The sequence below is a fragment of the Streptomyces sp. NPDC127106 genome (genome assembly GCF_042677605.1).
Classification (GTDB): Bacteria; Actinomycetota; Actinomycetes; order Streptomycetales; family Streptomycetaceae; genus Streptomyces.
Map to the genome: position 1 here is coordinate 38,467 of NZ_JBHXTC010000015.1, position 16,782 is coordinate 55,248.

The following is a 16,782-nucleotide window of genomic DNA, read 5'->3' on the forward strand; positions in this document are numbered from 1 at the left end:
CTGGCCGCTGGCCGCTGGCCGCTGCGCGCACGGCTCACGGCGCACGCCGCGCCGGGGCGGTGGCCTGATCCGCAGCGGCCGCCGCGGTAGCGTCCACCGCATGGGCCGGGACGCGGAATGGGCCGCCGCCGTGCGCGCATGGCGGTCCCTGCTGGGCGCCGCGCACGTGGTGACCGCAGCCGAGGGACGGGAACGCGCCGTGCGGGGAACCTTCCCCGGCGGCGCGGGAGCCCGGTGCGTGCTGCTCCCCGGGCACCGCGACGAAGTGGCCGCCTGCCTGCGGATCGCGCACCGCCGCCGCCTGCCCGTGCATCCGGTCAGCACGGGTCGCAACTGGGGCTACGGGTCCGTCGGCCCGGGCCCGCGGGAGGTGGCCGTGCTGCGGTTGTCGCGGCTCGACGGGGTACTGGACCTCGACGAGGCACTCGGCACCGTGACCGTGCAGCCCGGGGTGACCTTCGGGAGCCTGGCCCGGCACCTGGCCGGCGCCGGTTCGCGCCGCTGGCCGCCGGCGACGGGCGCGGGCCCGGACACCTCGGTGGTCGGGAACGTCCTCCAGCGGGGCCTGGGTTCCGGCGCCTACCGGGACATGGCGGCGCAGGTGCGGGCACTGGAACTCGTGCTGCCGGACGGGACCCCGGTCCGCACGCGCGCGCCGGGGGCGACCGCGGACTGCGCCGAAGAGGGCCCCGGGCCCTCCGTGAACGGCCTGTTCCTCCAGGGCGGTCCCGCCGTGGTGACCTCGCTGACGCTGGCCCTCCACCCCGCGCCGGAACGGCACCAGCGGGTGCTGTTCCGGCTGCGCGACGGCTGCCTCGCCGCCGTGCTCGACGCGGCACGCGAACTGCTCCAGCGCGTCCCGGCCGGGCTGACGCTCGACGTACGCAACCGGCCCCGGATCACGGCCCAGTGGCCGGCCGACCCGGCAGCCGCTCCACCACCGCTGCCGGCGGCCCTGGACGGCGCGTGGACGGGATGCGCGGAGCTGTGGGCGGACAGCACCGGCCTGCTCGACGCGACGCGGGACCGCGTCCTCGCCCGCATGTCCGCGTACGCCGAGCACTGGCACCTGCAGGCCCCGGCGCCCGGCGCGCCCCCGGCCGGCGGCAGCCGGGGACTGGCCTGCGCCTACCGGCACAAGCCGGCCCGGACGCCGGACGGCCTGCCACCGGACCCCGGCCGGGACCGCTGCGGCGTGCTGTGGTTCGCCCCCGCGCTGCCGATGCGGGGAGCGGACGCGGCCCGGGTGGTGGACGCCGTCGAGCGGGCCATGACCGCGCACGGGATCGAGCCGTGTGTGGCCCTGCGGCTCGGCGCCCGGGTCCTGCACTGTGTCGCGGGCCTGTTCTGGGACCGCGACGACACCGCTGCCGAGTCCCGGGCGCTGGCCTGCCACCGCCGGCTGGCGGCGGACTGCGCCCGGCTGGGGGCGTACCCGTACCGGCCGCTGCTCGCCCGCGTGCCGGAACAGGCCGTGGACGCCTCGGTACGGGAGCTGCTGGCGCGGCTGTGGGGAGCCGTGGATCCCCGCGGGGTGCTGTCCCCTCCCCACGGCCGGCCGGTGCCGTGAACCGGGCGCGGTTCGGCGCGATCGCCGAGACCTCGGAGGTGTCCGCGCTGCGCGGACGGCTCCACCGGCACCTGCTGGGGGCCGCGCAGGGGCTGCCCGCGGCGTGGCGGGCGGCCGTGCTGCGGGAGGTGACCGCGCACGGCCGGTCGGCAAGGGCACCGGACGGCGACTTCTTCGCCCGGTTCCCCCCGCCCGTGTGGTCCTTCCTGCACTGGGTGCCCGCCGCCCGCGGCGCGGCGGACGCCGAGCGGGCCCAGGCCCTGGCCCTGTTCCTGCACCTGTGGGAGGACCACCTGGCCGACGGCCAACTCCCGGCCTCCCCGGGCAACCTGGGGATGCGGGCGCTGGCCTGGCAGGAGTGGGCACGGGCCGTCCACGGCCTGGCCGCGCAGTGGGGGACGCCGGCCCGACCGGCCGCCGTGCACGCGGCCGTGTACCGGCGGTCGGCGGCGCGCCGCTCCGAGCGCAGCAGGGACGGCTACTACCGGACGGCCGCCCGGCAGGCCGCCCTCTGGACACTCGTCCCGGCGATGCTCGCCGAGGGCGGGCGGACCGCGTCCCGGCTCGGCCCCGTCGTGACGGACTTCGCCCTGGCCTGGCGGATCGTGGACGACCTGGCGGACATCGACGAGGACGCGGCGGCCGGCGTGCGCGGTGCGCTCTGGTGGGAACTGCGGCCCCGGCGCCGCCCGGGCCCGGGGCCCGAGCCGGGCAGCGCCGATGTGGGGGAGGCGGAGCGGGCGTTGGGCCGGCGGGCGGCCCGGCTGCTCGACCGCGCCGCCCGCCGTGCCGAGCGTGCCGGGCTGCCGGGCTGGGCGATGGAGGTGCGGACGGCGGCCACCGGGGTGACCGCCGCGGAGCTCACAGCTTTCCGGCCGCCGTCTTCAGGGCGCAGTTCTCGATCTTCTGCCAGATCCCCTTCCCCACCTCCGCGAAAAGAACGTCCGGATTGGCCTTGAGGTACTTCTCGAAGTCCGCCCACGAGGCGACCCCGAAGCCGGCGTTCAGATGGAAGTCGATCGACGCGGGACCGAAGAAGGCCTGGCACTTCGCGTGGAGTGCCGCCGTGCAGCTCGTGGTGGTGACGGCGAGCGTGACGGAGGCGTCCAGGGCGACGCCGATCTTCCCCTTGGGCAGCGGGCCGATCGCCGTGGGCAGGTCGACGACGAAGTTCAACGACAGCCCGGCGGTCGCCGTCAGGCCCTTGTCGTCGAGCGTGCACGACACCGCGGTCTTGAGGACGCTGTGGATGCTCGCCGCGAGCTGGAAGGTCCAGCCGGATGCCCCCAGGTCGATCTTGGCCGCGATGTCGGCGCCCAGCAGCCGGACGCGCGCGTCCAGGTGCAGCAGCGTCTTGCGGGCGGGGGAGCCGTCCGTGATGCTGCGGGTGTCCAGCTGGTACGAGGGGCCCTTGCGGCCGTCCGCACTGGAGATGGTGAGGACGTCGCCCAGGACGATCGGCTTGTCCATCGAGCTGAAGGCGTGGATGCCGGTCGGCGCCACGCTCAGCTCGAAACGCCAGTCGATGCCGAACAGGTTCACATGGCCCTTGGTGGAGAAGCCGGGATCCCAGCTCTCCTTCAGCGGCGGCGGACTCTGCCACGTGGTGCCCTTCGCGACGAACACCACCACGAGCTGGTAGAGGCGGATGCCGTTCAGCAGCGGCTTGAGCCAGTCCGCGTGGTGCGCCTCGGGGGCGAGCTGGACCAGGATCTCCCAGAGGGTGACGCCGCGGTCCTCGTCGCCGGTCGCCGTGTCCAGGGAGAAGCGGAAGACGTCGATGTACGGGGCGCCCTTGAAGCCGCCGTGCGCGTCGAGGGCGAGCCGGGCCCCGCCGAGCCGGATCCGGCCGCCCATGCCGATGCCCAGTCCGCTCTGGGCGCCCACGTCGACCTGCACGTAGAACGCGTCCACGTCCAAGCCCTTGACGCCGAAGGCGTCGTGCCAGGCGGGCGAGGTGGTCGGGGGCTCGCTCAGCGCGACGAGCTCCGCCCCCGCCTGCCGGACGCCCGGCTCGATCAGCCGCCCGTACGTGCTCGGCAGCGCGTAGGAGACGGGGCTGTCGAGGGCGTAGGCCAGCAGTTCCGCGGTGCCGGCGGTGCTCCCGGTGCCGCCCTGGAGGACCAGGAAGAGGGAGAACTCCTGCTTGCCCAGCGACAGCCGGCCCCCGGCGGTGAGGAGGAGCTGGTGGGTGCTTCCGTCGGTGTTCTTGACGGAGAACGTCAACTGCGTGAACAGGGCGGCGGTCAGCTCAGCGGGCTTCAGCGTGAGGGTGAGCGCCCCCATGCCCTGGATGCGGCTCCTGGGTGCTTCGAGCACGAACTCGGACCGGGCGATCTCGCCTGCGAGGTGGGCGCGCAGGGCGAGCCCACCCTTGTCGTCGAAGAGCTCGGCCACCGGTTTCAGTACGCCGGTGAGCCGGACCTCGGTGAAGAGGGTGACGCCCTTGGACAGTTCTTCGGGCAGGGCGGCGGGGAGTTTCTCGCCACCGGGTTTGACGCCGTCGCGGGTGGCGAACGCGAATCCCGCACGGGTGAAGGTGATGCCGGACAGGGCCTCCTTCAGGCCCTCGTTCCAGACGGCCACCTCGGCGGGGGACCAGGGTTTGTCGGTCCACAGGGCGGCGGCGAAGAGGGCCTTGCCCGCGCTGTCCCGCCCGGCACGGCCGATGCAGCGGAACGAGGTGTTCTTGCCGATGACGGCCTTGGCGTCCAGCACCAGGTCGTACGCGGTGGGCGTCCCCGAAGAGCTGGATCCGCCGCCGGCGCCCTTGCCGACGGTCAGTTCTGCCCGCGCCTCCGGCAGGGTGATCTCCGGGAAGCCACCCGGCAGGGGGATGTCGGCCTGCTCGGTGAGCGCGCGCAGCAGCTTGTCGACGGTGAGGTCCTTGAACTCGCCCTTGAGTCCGAAGGTGCCGGGCAGTGCCACCCTGGCATCCAGCGCGACCTCGCCCCGCGACCCGTTGATACCGAGGGTGGCCTTGGCGGTGAGCTCACCGCTGACCTTCCGGCCGCCGTCGGACGGTTCCTTCCCCTGCGGCTTGCCCCGGGCCAGGGACAGCTTCGCCTCGGTGAGCGTCATCCATGCGGGGCCGACCCCGAACTTCCACTCCCCCTCGACCACCGCGTCGAGGGACAGGCCGTCCTTGTCGGCCGTGGCGTCGAGCTTGCTGACCGTCAGCTCGGGCAGGGAGTTGACCTGGGCACCCGGGCAGAGCCGCTCCACGGCCTGCTTGAGCCGGATGGGCTCGTCGTCCGGCAACTTCAGCGTGAACGTGCCGGGCGGGAAGGAAGCTTCCGCGGTGAGGGCCGCGACGTCGTAGAGGTCGAGCCGTGCCGTGCCGCGCGCGGTCGCGTTCCGGGGCGGGTTGGACTTCGCCAGGGGGCGCTCCACGGTGAACTCCGCGCCGACCCGGGAGAGGGTGAGCACGCCGCCGGCCAGCTTCCAGCCGGCGTCGGGCCCCGCGGTCAGCTTCACCCGCAGGGCGCTGACGGCGGCGCCGGGGCCCTTCTTCAGCTCGGCCGGGTCCAGATCGAGCGAGACCTCCGTCAGCCGGACGGTCTTGCCGAGGGCGAAACCCTTGCCGGTGATCCGGCCGGCGGCCTCGCCGGTGCCGTCCCACTTGGCGAGCGAGCCGGCGGTGACCTCTGCGGGCAGGGCGTCGGCGCGGAGCGTCACGGTCTTGGCCAGGCCGTCCGCCGGGGCGCTGAGGACGACTCCGGTACGGGTGTCGATGCGCAGCTCGGCGCCGAGCCGCAGCTCGTAGCGTCCTTCGGGCCGCGAGCCGCCCCACAGGTGGAACGAGGCGCCCAGCGCGCCGAGTTCCCTGCCGGGCGAGCGGAGTTGGATCTGCGGGTCGTCGGCCGTCTTGGCCACCGTGCCGGTGAGCCCGAAGACCGCCCCCGAGATGCCGAGCAGTTCTGCCAGGTCGGTGAGGTGGTGCGGCAGCTTGGTCTGAGGGGAGTGGAAGGTCAGTCCAGGAGCGAGCTTCGGCCGCCCCTGCGTGGCCTGCCGCGGGTGCGAGGTGAGGAAGAGCACCGGTTCGGCCTGCCAGGCCAAGGCGTTCAGCCCGCTGCCGGCCAGTTTGGGGAAGGAAGTCGCCCAGGTCCAGGCGACCGGCAGGGGGAAGGGGAAGAGGAGTGTCGGCGCGCCGTCGGTGATGCCGAACTCCACCCCGGACACGGGGCGGTCGTCCACCTTGAGCAGTCCGGCCCGGCCGGAGATCCGGATCGGGCCGTTCTTCGGGTCCTGGCGGGAGAGGCCGCCGACGGTCAGCGTCCCGTCCCACCAGGTGTGGATCAGGTCGGCGGCCGGTCCCGTCCCGAGCCGGTCGGCAGGCAGGGTGAGCGTGCCGCCCTCGGTGTGTTCGGTGACGATCGCGCGGAGTCGTTCGAGGTGCATGAGGTCCAGGTCCTACCGGGGGAGGGGAGCGGGGCGGGCTCAGGTGAGCTGGGCGGCGATCGTCTTGCGGGCTGCCCGGGTCAATGCCTTGGAGAGGTTGTCCCGTTCCGTGCCGACCCGTTCCTTGACGATGCCGAGGACCATCTCCTTCACCGTGTCGCTGTTCATCAGCGGCCTGATCAGCTTGATCCACTGGCTGTCGCCGACGAGATCGACCCGGACGTCCCCGGTCCGGACGTTGAGATCGACCTTGCCCAGGTGGATGTCCAGCGTGTCGCTGTCCCGACCGGTGAGGCTCAGGACGAGGGCTGCCGCGGCCGTGTCGACGGTCACGGCGAGGCCGAAGTCGCGCTGGGGCCGGGGCCCGTCGCCCTCCCAGTAGAGGTGGACGTCGGCGCTGAGGGTCAGCGGAGGCTTCGGGACGGTGCGCTGCCCGATGCCGCCGTCCTTCTCCCGCATCCGGACCGGGGGTTCGCCATCGATCTTCCCGAGCAGCAGGGCGACGTCCAGGCCCTGCTCGGTCAGGACGATGTCGTCGGCGGGAAGCAGCAGGTTCGCGATGCCGTCCACCCTGGTGTTGCGCAAGAGGATGCCGGTCGGCTCGCCGCCTTCCACCTCGTGCTTGCCGAGGTCCGCCTCGGCCATGGCGAAGGGCTGGAGCGGCGGCTCGTGCACCGACCAGACCACCGACGGCGGGTAGAACCAGGACTTCGCATCGCCCAGCGCGGACCTGGTCCGGTCCAGCAGGTAGCGGTCCACCGCCGATTCCGGCTTGTCACCGGTGCTGGGTGCGGGTGCGGAGGAGCCGAGGATGCCGTCCAGCGCGCGCAGCAGCTGGGTGGACAGCGTGCTCTGGAGGCCGCCCAGGTTACCGGGGGAGTTGAGGGCGCCGGTCAGGCTGCCCGCGAACTGGTCCATCGCCTGACGCGCGGAGAACAGGTCGCATACGGAGTTCCGCCACACCTCGTCCTGGCTCTGCAGCGCCTTGTTCGCCACGACGACCGTGAAGGTGCTCTGGTCGAGCTTGAAGTCGGGCGGCTTGGGGAGCTCGATGCGTTCCAGGACCACGTCCGGACGTCGGGCCGCGCCCTGCCCGGCGACCAGAACCCGGACATGGGCGAGGAACTCCGCGCCGGGTACCTGCAGTTGGAACCTGCCCTGGATGGCCACCCGTTCGACGGGCCAGCTGAGCCCCTCCACTTTCCCCACCTGCTGCTGCGTGGTCGGGTACGGTCGGCGCTTCTTGGGGTCGTCGGGCTGGTCCGCCGCCGCGACGTGCTGGACGAGCTCGTACCCGCCGGAGACGGTCACGTTCTTCGGCAGGCCCGGGCCGTCGTGGGCGCCCAGGGTGACGGGCAGCACGCAGGAGTAGCCCTCCGGCAGGCACCGCAGGTCCCGGACGTCGCCGAGGCTCGCGTTCTCCAGGCCGGTCACCTGGACGCCGTGCACGGTCAGGTGCGGGTCGGGCTTGTCGATCAGCTGGGTCGGCACGCACGCGGCCATGACCTTCTGTTGTTCCTCGCTCGCCCTGGTGGTGATCTCCGCCCACCAGGAGTCGTAGACGAGCGTGGCGAGTTTGCGGCCGGCGTCCTTCCCGACGTCTCCGATCTGCCACGTGTCGGCGGTGACGGGGAGCAGGGGCTTGCCGCCGTCGCGCCTGGCCCGGCGCAGCACCTCGGGCAGGAAGTACGGGCTCTTGGGATGGTTGACCCGCTTGTGCATGGTCCGGTAGACGAACTGGAAGAGGTTCTCACCCATGGTTTCCTCCGGTCGGACGGGCAGGCCGGCTGGGCCGGTCGACCACCTGGAGCGCCAGCTCCTCCAGCGCCCGGCGGTAGCGGTCGGCGGGGAACGGGCGCAGGTATTCGATGGCGTCGAGCGCCTGCTCCCGGGCATCCGCGTAGGCGCGCGCGTACCCGCTGCTGGCCCGCACCTCGGCGGCGGCCCTGTCCAGCTCGGCCGCGCCGAGCTCGGAGCCGTCCTGCTCGCCGCGCAGCACCCGGCTGACGGTGTGGTCCGCGCCGAGCTCCCCCATGGCGTAGATCAGCGGCAGCGAGGCGCGCGAGCGCAGCAGGTCGATCCCGTACGGTTTGCCGGAAACGGCGGGGTCCTGGGCGAGGTCGAAGAGGTCGTCCATCACCTGGAACGCCCGGCCGAGACGGCGGCCGTAGAACCCGGCCCGGCGGGCTTCGGAGGTCCGGCCGTCGGCCAGTGCGACGCCGGACTCGGCTGCCAGGCCGAACAGGGAGGCGGTCTTGCGCTCGGCGGTACGCCAGTACCGGTCGGCCAGGACCTGCGGGTCCCAGCACGGGTCCACCGTCAGCTCGTCGAGCTCGCCGCAGCAGATCTCGAACGCCGTGTCCAGCACCAGCTTCACCAGGGCCATGTCGCTGTCCCGGTCGATGCTGCCGACGAAGCCGCGGATCGCCGCGACGAACTGGAGGTCGCCGACCAGCACCGCCGTCTCGGTGCCGCGTACCGCGTTGACCGACGGAGCGCCGCGGCGCAGCGCGGACCCGTCCACCACGTCGTCGTGGACGAGGGTGGCGACGTGCAGCATCTCCAGAGAGACGGCGCCCTGCAGCGCCTTGGCGGGGAGCGGACCTTCCCCGTGCACCATGCGGGCCGCCAGGAGCATCACCGCCGGACGCAGGCGTTTGCCGCGCCGGTACATGCCGTACTCGGTCTCGGTGAGGTACGGCTGCTGCGGTGCGAGGGCCGTCTCCAGGATCCGCTCGTAGCGCGGGCGGTCCCCGGCGAGCAGGTCCGACCAGATCCGGTCCAGGACGTCGGGGGCCGGGGCGTGCGGGGTGGCGGTCACGTCAGCGGCTCCCGGCCCCGTTCGGGGAGAAGCCCGGGAGCCCGCTGAGGGCCGCGAACCGCACGCTCTCCAGCACCGACTCGCGCAGCAGCTCGGGCAGGAAGGCCATGCTGTTCAGGCGCTCCTCCGCCAGCCGGCCCGCGTCGCCCTCCCAGGCCCCGCGCCCGTCCAGCGTGAGTTCGAGCGGGGGCAGTTCGACGCGGGCATCGGCCAGCCTCGACAGGGCCTCGGCCGGCGCCGCATGGCCGTCGGGGCCGAGGAGCAGGGTGAACACCGGTGCCACGAGCCGTGCCCGGCAGGAGCCCTCGTGCAGCAGGTCCCCGCTGCCGTCGGCCTGGCGCGCTTGCTGCTCGGCCTCGTGCTGGTAGAGGGCGCGCGTCGTCTCGCGGATCACCTCGTAGTCCCGTGCGCCCAGGGGCTCCCAGTAGTCGGGCTCGTCGGCGAGCGGCTCGGTGGTGTGCGGCGAGCCGACGTACCGGTCCGGGACGTCCGACTCCGCGTCGGCGACCGGCATGGCCGCGGTGAGGGGTACGTAGCGCAGGTAGCGTGCGAACTCGGCGTCCTCGACCGACGACGGCGGCGTGCCGTCGTCGTTTCTGACGGCCTGGTAGATCTGGTGCTGGTCCATGGGGACCGTGGAGTTGCGGTCGTTGCCGGTTTTGATGACCTTCTTGGAGAAGGCCGCGGCGGAGTCGAAGGCCGCCCGGTACTTCGCCGCCTGCTCGGTCTTGTTGCCCTGCTTCGCATGCTGCGCCTTGGCGGACAGCGTCGCCTGGAGCACGTGGTGGACCTCGAACGCCTGCCAGTTGTACTTCGTGTGGGAGTCCTTGTGGACCCAGCTGTTGACGGGTGGTGACTGTTCCTGCGCCGGGTCGGTGCACTGGAAGGTGTGCTCGGCCATCTCCCGGGTCAGCCCGGCCCGCTCCTCCTCGCCCCGCCAGACCCGCAGCACCGACGGAAGGCCGAAGAGCTCGTTGTAGACCTCGTTGTGGGCGTTGAACCGGTAGACCAGTTCGCCGCCGTGGGGGGTGCCCATCAGCTTGTCGCGGTGCTCGCGGGCGCGGGCCGTCCACCGCTCGACGTCCTGCCGCGGAGGGGCCTGGGCCTCGGCGGCCGTGCGGGCGGCGAGCGGGACCGTCGGCTGCCGGGCCGCGTCGGAGAGCGGCTCCAGGTTGCCCGCGGTGTCCAGCTCCGGGAGCGCGTCCGGGCGGGCGTCCAGCGCGTAGCGGCCGGACAGCACCAGGGCCGGGATCCGGTACGTGATCCTCGTTCGGTCGCCGTGCGGCTCGCGGGACAGCTCCTCGGGCTCGCCCTCGGGGTGCACCTCCAGCGCACCGAAGCGGATGCTCAGGGCCCCGGTGCGGTACGGGAGCCGCTCGGGCATGGCGACGGTGCGGGCGAGCGGGTAGCCGGGGGTGTCGGCCAGGAGTACCGGGGCCCGGCCGTTGGGGGACGGGGAGGGCGCGGCGGGATTGGGCTCGGTCATGTGGGATCGTCTCTCCTCGGGAGGCGGCGGCGGGTCAGGAGATAGTGAGGTCGCCCGAGATCAGGAGCATGTCGTCGAAGGTCGCGAGCCTGAGGTTGGCGGCCGTCACGCCGACGGTCTCGCCGGCCTTGTCGGGGACCGGAAGCTTGCACGTCAGCGGTCCCGTGACCGGGATCCCGGCGTCCCAGTTGCAGATCGCCTTCTTGACGGCCGGCACGAAGGACGTGGCGAGCTTCGAGCAGGCTTCCTGTGCCGACGGGAGGAACAGCGGCCGGACGAAGATGCTGTGGAGCTCGAACCCCTTGACGGCGACCGCGATCCGTCCGTCCTTGTCCTTCTCCTCACCGGTCCCCTTCTTCCAGTCGGTGATCCCGGTGACCTGTGCGGTCAGCTTCGGGGCGGGCGGATTCAGGAGCACTTCGATGGGCAGCAGCGTCATGTACGGTCCTCCGGTGTCGTGACGTGTGCGCTGGTGGTGGTGCAGGTCAGCCGAGCACGGGGGTGGCGGTGACCTGGAGCATCCCCTGGTACCGGGAGAGCCCGGGGTCCTTGAGGGTGAGGGTGATCTGCTCGCCGCCGATCGTGTGGGTCAGCGGCGGGAGGTGGGCGAGGGTGAAGCCGAGCCCGTTGAGGAGCTGGTGGCCGAGCGGGGGCAGGAGCAGCGCCAGGGTCTGCGCCAGCGGCTCGGCGATACCGGAGAGGATCTCCTCCTCCAGGTTCCCGCCGTCCGGCGTCAGGAGGACGGTGAAGCTGCCGACCTCTTCCAGGACGCCGTCCACCGCTCCGCCGTGCAGGGCGGGGCGGATCGTGACGTCCAGGGGGCTGGGCACGACCTGTGCCGCGTAGCTGATGCCGATGCCCGCGGCTGCGTCGGTAGGGTTCCCTGCTCCGGCTCCGGCTGCGTCCGGCGTGTGGTCGGGGGACGGCATCAGTAGCTCTCCAAGGCTCGTCCGATGGTTTCCCCGGTCCGTTCCAGGGCGTCCTCGATCCCGGCGAACGGCTCCACCGAAGCCCCCGCCCGGGCCCGGACGGTGAGGCGCGCGCGGAACTCCGGCAGCCGATCGGGGTCCACGGTGACGCTGCCGTCGCTGACGCAGATCGCCCCGTGGTACTCGGCGCGGCCGAGGCCGAAGGTCGCGCTGCCGCTGGTGTGCTGCCACTGCCCGCGTACGGCGTCGAGGGCGTTCTGGGCGGCGCGCTGGAGCAGTCGCGGCCCGAGCAGGACGCAGAACGGGGTGTCGGGGTAGTCGGCCGGGACCGGACGCGCGGGCCCTTCCCGGTCGGCGGTGTTGGCGACGGCGACCGCACGGCCCTCCCCGGCGGCCAGCTCGACCGGGCCGAAGGAGACCGACGCCACCTTCAGGTGGGGGAGTACGACGCTGCTCAGCGCGGTGGCGAGCGCGTTGAGGGCAGCGGGTACGACCAGGTGCCGGTAGAAGCGCCCGCCCCCGTCGCCCGAGTCGAGGTCGCCGATGACGCCGAGCGGTGTGATGCCGAGTCTGCCGTCGCTGCCGGTGCACGTGCAGAGCACCTCGGCGCGCTGGCGGACCGTGCCCGAAGTCCCGGAGTCGCTCAGGGACAGATGCGGGAAGAGCACGCTGAACGCCCCCGGCACCTCCTTGGCGGAGCCGCCGGTGCGGTCGACGGCCCGGGCCCACTGCCGCGGCGTGGGTCGGGTGAGGCGGACCTCGGGAAGCTCTTCCACGGCCCAGTCGAAGGTGATCGGTTCGCCGAGGAGGACGCCCTTCACGCTCCCCTGGAAGAGCGTGGCCCGCAGCGGCTGCCGCCCGTACAGGTCGGCGAGCGCACTGTTGAACGTGGACTGCCCGATGACCACGGCGAGGTCGGTGTCCGGCATGTCGGCTCCGCCCCGCTCAGCAGCTGTTGCCGGCCTTGGTGAGCGAGCAGCCTGAGCCCTCGGGACCGAACAGGAAGACTTCCGCGCTGTACGAGAACAGCACGTTCGCGCTGCACGTGGTGAGGTCGGCCGCGTCCAGCACCAGGTTCTTGGCGTTCTCGAACTTGGCCTTCAACCGTACGTTGCAGAGGTCCGGGCCCTTCTGCTCGTTGTAGACCTCGGTGCCTTGGTGCGCGTGCAGCGCGGCGTCGAGGACGCCGGTGACGAAGCCGCGGCTGCCGAGCAGGAAGATGTCCTTGTCGGGCCAGGTGTGACCGGCCAGGCCGGTGGCGGCCGCCTCGCCGACCTCGGCTTTCGCAGCCAGTACCAGGTGGGAGCCGGCGACGTCGACCAGGGCGGGCTCCAGGTCCAGCTTCGTGCCGAAGATCTCGGTGGTGGGGATGTGCAGCCCGGACAGGAGCTTGCCGGCCATGGCCAGGACGGAGGGGACGAGCTGGTGGACGACGATCCGGCGGTCCCTGGCGTCGATGGACTGCTGGTCCAGCCAGGCCGCGAGCGGCTCGATGGCCAGCGCCTTGTCCTTGACGGTCGCGTGGCAGACGACCCGCACCGGGCCGGTGCCGCCCACCTTGTCGCTCTCGTGGCCCTCCGGCCAGGCTTCGGCCTTGAGCTCGGAAAACTCCAGGAGGAGGACGCCGGTTGCGGGCAGCTCCTTGACCTTGGGCGCCTTGATCGACTTCTCCCAGAGCCCGCCCGGCAGCGTGCCGAGGCGCAGCGTGGGCGGCTGCACGAGGTCCCAGGTGGCGACATAGGCGACGTCCCCGTAGTTCTTCTTCTCCGTGCCCTTGAAAACGTCACGGTGGCTGGTGTGGAGCTGGGTGAGCCCCTTGTTGAGGGCGGACGGCGTGAATCCGACCGCGAGGTCGAAGGCCGGTTCGGCTGCTGCTGCCATGCGGTGGTGCCTCCCGACGGGACGGCGGACGGAGGGGGAGGGGGAGCGGGGGCGACGCGTGCGGATGTTCGACGCGTCACCGCTGCGGTCGCATATCCTGCCGCCGAAAAATCGCCGCGGGGCCGGAGAACCGTTGCGCCGACACCCGGACGGACGGTAAGTCGCATGGTGCGTTCAACGCGCCTGAACGATTCGCTTCCCGCGCCGCACGCCACTGCGAGCGCGCGCGTGCTCCCCTTGCGCTCCCGGCGCGCGCGTGCCTCGCCGGGCGGGGCGAACCGACCGGAGCCGACACGAGGGCGGCTCCGGTCGGCGGGCCGGCGGGCACGTCGTTTCACGCGACCGCCGGCCGCAGAGGAGATCGGCTACCCCGGGATCTCCGGTCCGTCCGGTGCGGTTTTGATCTTGAATCCGTGACCGATCTCGTGCTGCAGCTGAGCGAGGGTGAAATCGGTCTTCCCGAACCGGGTCGTGAACTTGTCGGTGGGCTCGGGCAGCTTCTTCGCCGTCTTGACGTGGGCCACGAGGTCATGGGCGACGTGCTGGTAGAACTCTTCCGGTTTCTTGATGTACCTGGTCTCGGCGTGGGGGTCGGGGACGAACCGGTACACGCACTGCAGGACCTGCTGCTCGGTCTTCTTCACCTTCTCGCGCTCGACCTCGACGACGACGGTCAGCTTGATGCCGCGCTGCTTGCTGTTGGCGCCGTCCTTGACCTCCAGATCCTTGATCGTGTTCTTGTACGACACGGGGGTCACCTTGGTGATCGGAGGCTTGGGCGGCGCGGGGACGGTCTCGGCGGGCCCGGCCTGTCGTGTGCTCGATGTGCTCATGCTTGCCTTCCCGTACGGGCGGCCGGGGAGCGGTGGGGTGCCCGTGCACCCGGCCCCGGCGCGCGCGGAGGCCATACCCCTTCCGCCCGACTTCGGCCCCGTAACGGGCCGTACGCGATGTCACCCGGCGCGGTGACTGCCGTATCGGTTCTCCTGATCGATCGGCCGGAACCCGGGTGTCCCTCCCCGCGGGCGGACGCTGTGCCCTGCGGCACCCCGCTCGCCCGGCCGTTTACGTGCGTACGGCGCTCAGCTGCGCCGCGGTTGATGCCATGCGCGTCGGAGGTCGCCAGGTCCACGTGCGGACGGAGTCGAATCCGGCCGCGGCGACCATGTCGGCGAGCGCAGGGAGGCCGGCGGGCGGCCACTTCGCGGGGGCGGAGAGGACCATACGGCCACCCGGTCGCAGGACGCGGTGGAGTTCGGCCAGGGCGGCGGGAACGTCGGGCCAGAGGTGCGGGTTGTTGACGGAGATCACGATGTCGGCGGAGGCGGCGGGTTCACCGGTCCGGGCAGCGGTACCGAGGGTGAGGCGGAGGCGGCCCCGGGCGACCGAATGATCACAAGCGGTCTGTGCCATTCCGCCCCGTTACCCGGCAGTATGTGGCTCGTACGTGTCACGACCAGGGGGATTCTCACATGCGGAAGAGCATTGCCGCGGCGGCTGCCGCCGCCGCACTCGCAGGACTGATCACGACGGCGGGGCCGGCAGGTGCCGCCGGCTGCACACCGGAACTCCGGACGCTGGACGCACTGTCCGCCGACGGGCCGACGCGCAGCGGGACGGTGCACGGCCTGGGGCGCGGCGACCTCGCGGTCGGCACGAGCAACGGCCTGCCGGTCTACTGGATCGGGACCACCGCACACGCCGTGCCGCTGCCCGACGGTTGGACCGGGGGCACGGTCACCTCGGTCAGCGACAACGGGCTGATGGTCGGCACGCTGGTCCGCGACATCGACACCAGGGCCGCGTTCAGCTACCGGCCGGGCGATGCCCGGGTCCGGCTGCTGACCGCCGCGTCCCGTAGCGGCGCGGCCGCGGCGATCAGCGCCACGGGGCGGGTGGTGACCAGCGAGAACGGCGTCGCGAAGGAGTGGGCGAACGGCTCGGTGGCCCGCGAACTCCCGGCGCCCGTCGACGCCTACCCGAACAGCCGGGTGACCGTCAGCTCGATCAACAAGCGCGGGGACGTCCTCGGCAACCTGTCCTCCGAGTACTGGAACCAGGAGACCGACGAGATCATCATGCGGCACCACCCGGTGGTCTGGCCGGCGGGCGGGTACCCGCCGTACAGCCTCCAGGCCTGGAACCAGGAGGCGCAGATGTACTCCACGATCGGCAGCGCCATCGACGAGCGCGGCCGGGTGGTCGGCCACGAGTGGACGGCCTGGCGCGAACTGCAGCACTTCCGGCCGGCGACGTGGAAGAAGCCGTACGACGGACTCCCCACCGAGCCCGGCCGGCTGGCCGGCGAGGAGGAGCTGTCCCTGGAGGCCACCAGCCCCACCAGCGGGGCCGTGGTCGGCGCGGCCGTCTCCATCGAGGAGGGCTGGTGGAAGAGCTCGCAGCCCGCGTACTGGCCCGGGCAGGGCCCCGTGCTGGCCCTTCCCGGCGGTTCCGGCCCGCGCCGAGGCAGTGCCCACGCGGTCACCGACGACGACCGGGTGGGCGGCAGCGTCCTCGACGAGAACGGGATCGGCCGGGCCACGGTGTGGACCTGCGCGAGCAAGCAGGCGTTCCTGCCGAAGGCCTGACGCCCCCACCGGCGTCGGACTCCCCGGACCGCTGCGCCACGGCGGTCCGGCGGCTCCGGGCCGGGGCGCTGACGGTGCGGGGTTGGGCCGGGTGGGCGTGGGTGAATCGTTCCTGCGGGCCCGTAGGAGTGACCTCGGGGCTGATCGGGGTGGTGGGTGGGGAACGGTGCGCGGGACAGCCGCAGCACCGTCCCACGAGAGAGGTGACCGGGCCGTGCCCGTACCCCACACGATCGACCACCACGCCAAGAACTACAGCCTGCCGCTGGCCTACAGCATGGTCCAGGCAGCCGCGCTGGCCTACAAGGACGAAGCCACCATCGAACGCCAGGCACGCGAGTGGGGCTTCGACCGGGTGCGCCATCACCACACCCGGTTCACCCCTCCGTTCCCGCTGGAGGACACCCAGGCGTACACCATCGCCAGCGACCACATGATCATTACGGCGTTCCGCGGCACCGAACCCGGCCAGATCCGCGACTGGCTCTCCGACGCCACCACCCCGCCCCGGCCCGGCCCCGCCAGGACGGGCTACATCCACTACGGCTTCGGCCAGGCCCTCGACTCCGTCTTCCCCGCCGTCCGGGACACCCTCGCAGAGCTGCGCGACAACGGCCAGAGCGTCTGGTTCACCGGGCACAGCCTCGGCGGGGCCCTCGCCATGCTCGCCGGCTGCCGGATGTACCTGGAAGAGCCCCGGCTGCAAGCGGACGGCATCTACACCTTCGGCCAGCCCCGCACCTGCGACCGGCTCCTCGCCGCCGCGTGCAACAAGGGGTTCAAGGACCGCCTGCACCGCTTCGTCAACAACAACGACATCGTTCCCCAGCTGCCGCCCGAGCCGGCGTACACGCACGCCGAGACCCTGCGCTACATCGATTCCACCGGCACGGTCCGCTCGTCCGTGCCCCTGGCCGGAGCGCTCACCGACCGCGTCAAGGGCGCCACCGCCGACCTCCTCGCCCCCGCCGGCGACGCCCTGCGCGACCACCCGATCAAGCAGTACGTCCACGCCCTGGAGAAGAACCTCACCTGAGCTGCTCCTCCGGGTAGGGGAAACCCTACCCCGAAGTGTCCGTCTGGGTGGGCAGACCCGGCGGGGTGGC

14 protein-coding genes are annotated in these 16,782 nt (G+C 72.5%); 4 read left to right on the forward strand and 10 right to left on the reverse strand.

What is annotated here, in order from left to right:
* Nucleotides 1-100: 100 nt before the first annotated feature.
* Both ACFVGY_RS15715 and ACFVGY_RS15720 read left to right on the forward strand, forming a co-directional pair.
* Nucleotides 101-1,570 (forward strand): FAD-binding oxidoreductase, encoded by a 1,470-nt coding sequence (locus ACFVGY_RS15715; RefSeq protein ID WP_385676772.1) that lies wholly within the window; start codon nucleotides 101-103, stop codon nucleotides 1,568-1,570.
* Nucleotides 1,567-2,529: a hypothetical protein gene (locus tag ACFVGY_RS15720; protein WP_385676775.1), complete on the forward strand. Its 963-nt coding sequence runs from the start codon at nucleotides 1,567-1,569 to the stop codon at nucleotides 2,527-2,529. The genes ACFVGY_RS15715 and ACFVGY_RS15720 overlap by 4 nt, the downstream gene beginning before the upstream one ends.
* Here the strand turns inward: ACFVGY_RS15720 and ACFVGY_RS15725 are convergent.
* The 10 genes from ACFVGY_RS15725 to ACFVGY_RS15770 all read right to left on the reverse strand — a co-directional run bounded on the left by ACFVGY_RS15725 (nucleotide 2,432) and on the right by ACFVGY_RS15770 (nucleotide 14,501).
* Nucleotides 2,432-5,971 carry a hypothetical protein gene (locus tag ACFVGY_RS15725; RefSeq protein ID WP_385676778.1) on the reverse strand — a complete coding sequence of 1,180 codons (3,540 nt, stop codon included), beginning with the start codon at nucleotides 5,969-5,971 and terminating at the stop codon, nucleotides 2,432-2,434. The genes ACFVGY_RS15720 and ACFVGY_RS15725 overlap by 98 nt on opposite strands.
* Nucleotides 5,972-6,010: 39 nt before the next feature.
* The gene (locus tag ACFVGY_RS15730; RefSeq protein ID WP_385676781.1) at nucleotides 6,011-7,729 is read right to left on the reverse strand and encodes a hypothetical protein; all 1,719 of its coding nucleotides are present in this window, start codon (nucleotides 7,727-7,729) and stop codon (nucleotides 6,011-6,013) included.
* A complete protein-coding gene (locus ACFVGY_RS15735; RefSeq protein WP_385676784.1) occupies nucleotides 7,722-8,792 on the reverse strand; it encodes a polyprenyl synthetase family protein in 1,071 nt (356 codons plus the stop codon). The genes ACFVGY_RS15730 and ACFVGY_RS15735 overlap by 8 nt, the downstream gene beginning before the upstream one ends.
* A gap of 1 nt (nucleotide 8,793) precedes the next feature.
* Entirely contained in the window at nucleotides 8,794-10,278 is a 1,485-nt protein-coding gene (locus tag ACFVGY_RS15740; protein ID WP_385676787.1) for a hypothetical protein, read from the reverse strand.
* Nucleotides 10,279-10,312: 34 nt separating this feature from the next.
* Nucleotides 10,313-10,717, reverse strand: a complete 405-nt coding sequence (locus ACFVGY_RS15745; RefSeq protein ID WP_385676790.1) for a hypothetical protein — start codon at nucleotides 10,715-10,717, stop codon at nucleotides 10,313-10,315.
* 46 nt (nucleotides 10,718-10,763) lie between these two features.
* Nucleotides 10,764-11,207, reverse strand: coding sequence for a hypothetical protein (locus tag ACFVGY_RS15750; RefSeq protein WP_385676792.1), 444 nt, complete (start codon nucleotides 11,205-11,207; stop codon nucleotides 10,764-10,766).
* Nucleotides 11,207-12,136, reverse strand: a complete 930-nt coding sequence (locus tag ACFVGY_RS15755; protein WP_385676795.1) for a hypothetical protein — start codon at nucleotides 12,134-12,136, stop codon at nucleotides 11,207-11,209. Before ACFVGY_RS15755 ends, ACFVGY_RS15750 begins: the two co-directional genes overlap by 1 nt.
* A 16-nt stretch (nucleotides 12,137-12,152) precedes the next feature.
* Nucleotides 12,153-13,088, reverse strand: a complete 936-nt coding sequence (locus tag ACFVGY_RS15760) for a hypothetical protein (RefSeq protein WP_385676798.1) — start codon at nucleotides 13,086-13,088, stop codon at nucleotides 12,153-12,155.
* Between the two features lie 365 nt (nucleotides 13,089-13,453).
* Complete coding sequence (locus ACFVGY_RS15765) at nucleotides 13,454-13,921, reverse strand: hypothetical protein (RefSeq protein WP_385676801.1); 468 nt, start codon at nucleotides 13,919-13,921, stop codon at nucleotides 13,454-13,456.
* Nucleotides 13,922-14,153: 232 nt separating this feature from the next.
* A complete protein-coding gene (locus ACFVGY_RS15770; RefSeq protein ID WP_385676804.1) occupies nucleotides 14,154-14,501 on the reverse strand; it encodes a class I SAM-dependent methyltransferase in 348 nt (115 codons plus the stop codon).
* A 59-nt stretch (nucleotides 14,502-14,560) separates the two neighbouring features.
* On the opposite strand from ACFVGY_RS15770, the gene ACFVGY_RS15775 reads away from it, so the two are divergent.
* On the forward strand, nucleotides 14,561-15,676 hold the full coding sequence (locus ACFVGY_RS15775) for a hypothetical protein (protein WP_385676807.1): 1,116 nt from the start codon (nucleotides 14,561-14,563) through the stop codon (nucleotides 15,674-15,676).
* Between the two features lie 214 nt (nucleotides 15,677-15,890).
* A complete protein-coding gene (locus tag ACFVGY_RS15780; protein ID WP_385676810.1) occupies nucleotides 15,891-16,712 on the forward strand; it encodes a lipase family protein in 822 nt (273 codons plus the stop codon).
* Nucleotides 16,713-16,782 lie beyond the last annotated feature (70 nt).

Excerpts from the sequence above, each read along its gene's own strand:
- ACFVGY_RS15715 (WP_385676772.1), top strand. The coding sequence starts at position 101 with ATGGGCCGGGACGCGGAATGGGCCGCCGCCGTGCGCGCATGGCGGTCC.
- ACFVGY_RS15725 (WP_385676778.1), bottom strand. The coding sequence starts at position 5,971 with ATGCACCTCGAACGACTCCGCGCGATCGTCACCGAACACACCGAGGGC.
- ACFVGY_RS15730 (WP_385676781.1), bottom strand. The coding sequence starts at position 7,729 with ATGGGTGAGAACCTCTTCCAGTTCGTCTACCGGACCATGCACAAGCGG.
- ACFVGY_RS15740 (WP_385676787.1), bottom strand. The coding sequence starts at position 10,278 with ATGACCGAGCCCAATCCCGCCGCGCCCTCCCCGTCCCCCAACGGCCGG.
- ACFVGY_RS15745 (WP_385676790.1), bottom strand. The coding sequence starts at position 10,717 with ATGACGCTGCTGCCCATCGAAGTGCTCCTGAATCCGCCCGCCCCGAAG.
- ACFVGY_RS15750 (WP_385676792.1), bottom strand. The coding sequence starts at position 11,207 with ATGCCGTCCCCCGACCACACGCCGGACGCAGCCGGAGCCGGAGCAGGG.
- ACFVGY_RS15755 (WP_385676795.1), bottom strand. The coding sequence starts at position 12,136 with ATGCCGGACACCGACCTCGCCGTGGTCATCGGGCAGTCCACGTTCAAC.
- ACFVGY_RS15760 (WP_385676798.1), bottom strand. The coding sequence starts at position 13,088 with ATGGCAGCAGCAGCCGAACCGGCCTTCGACCTCGCGGTCGGATTCACG.
- ACFVGY_RS15765 (WP_385676801.1), bottom strand. The coding sequence starts at position 13,921 with ATGAGCACATCGAGCACACGACAGGCCGGGCCCGCCGAGACCGTCCCC.
- ACFVGY_RS15770 (WP_385676804.1), bottom strand. The coding sequence starts at position 14,501 with ATGGCACAGACCGCTTGTGATCATTCGGTCGCCCGGGGCCGCCTCCGC.
- ACFVGY_RS15775 (WP_385676807.1), top strand. The coding sequence starts at position 14,561 with ATGCGGAAGAGCATTGCCGCGGCGGCTGCCGCCGCCGCACTCGCAGGA.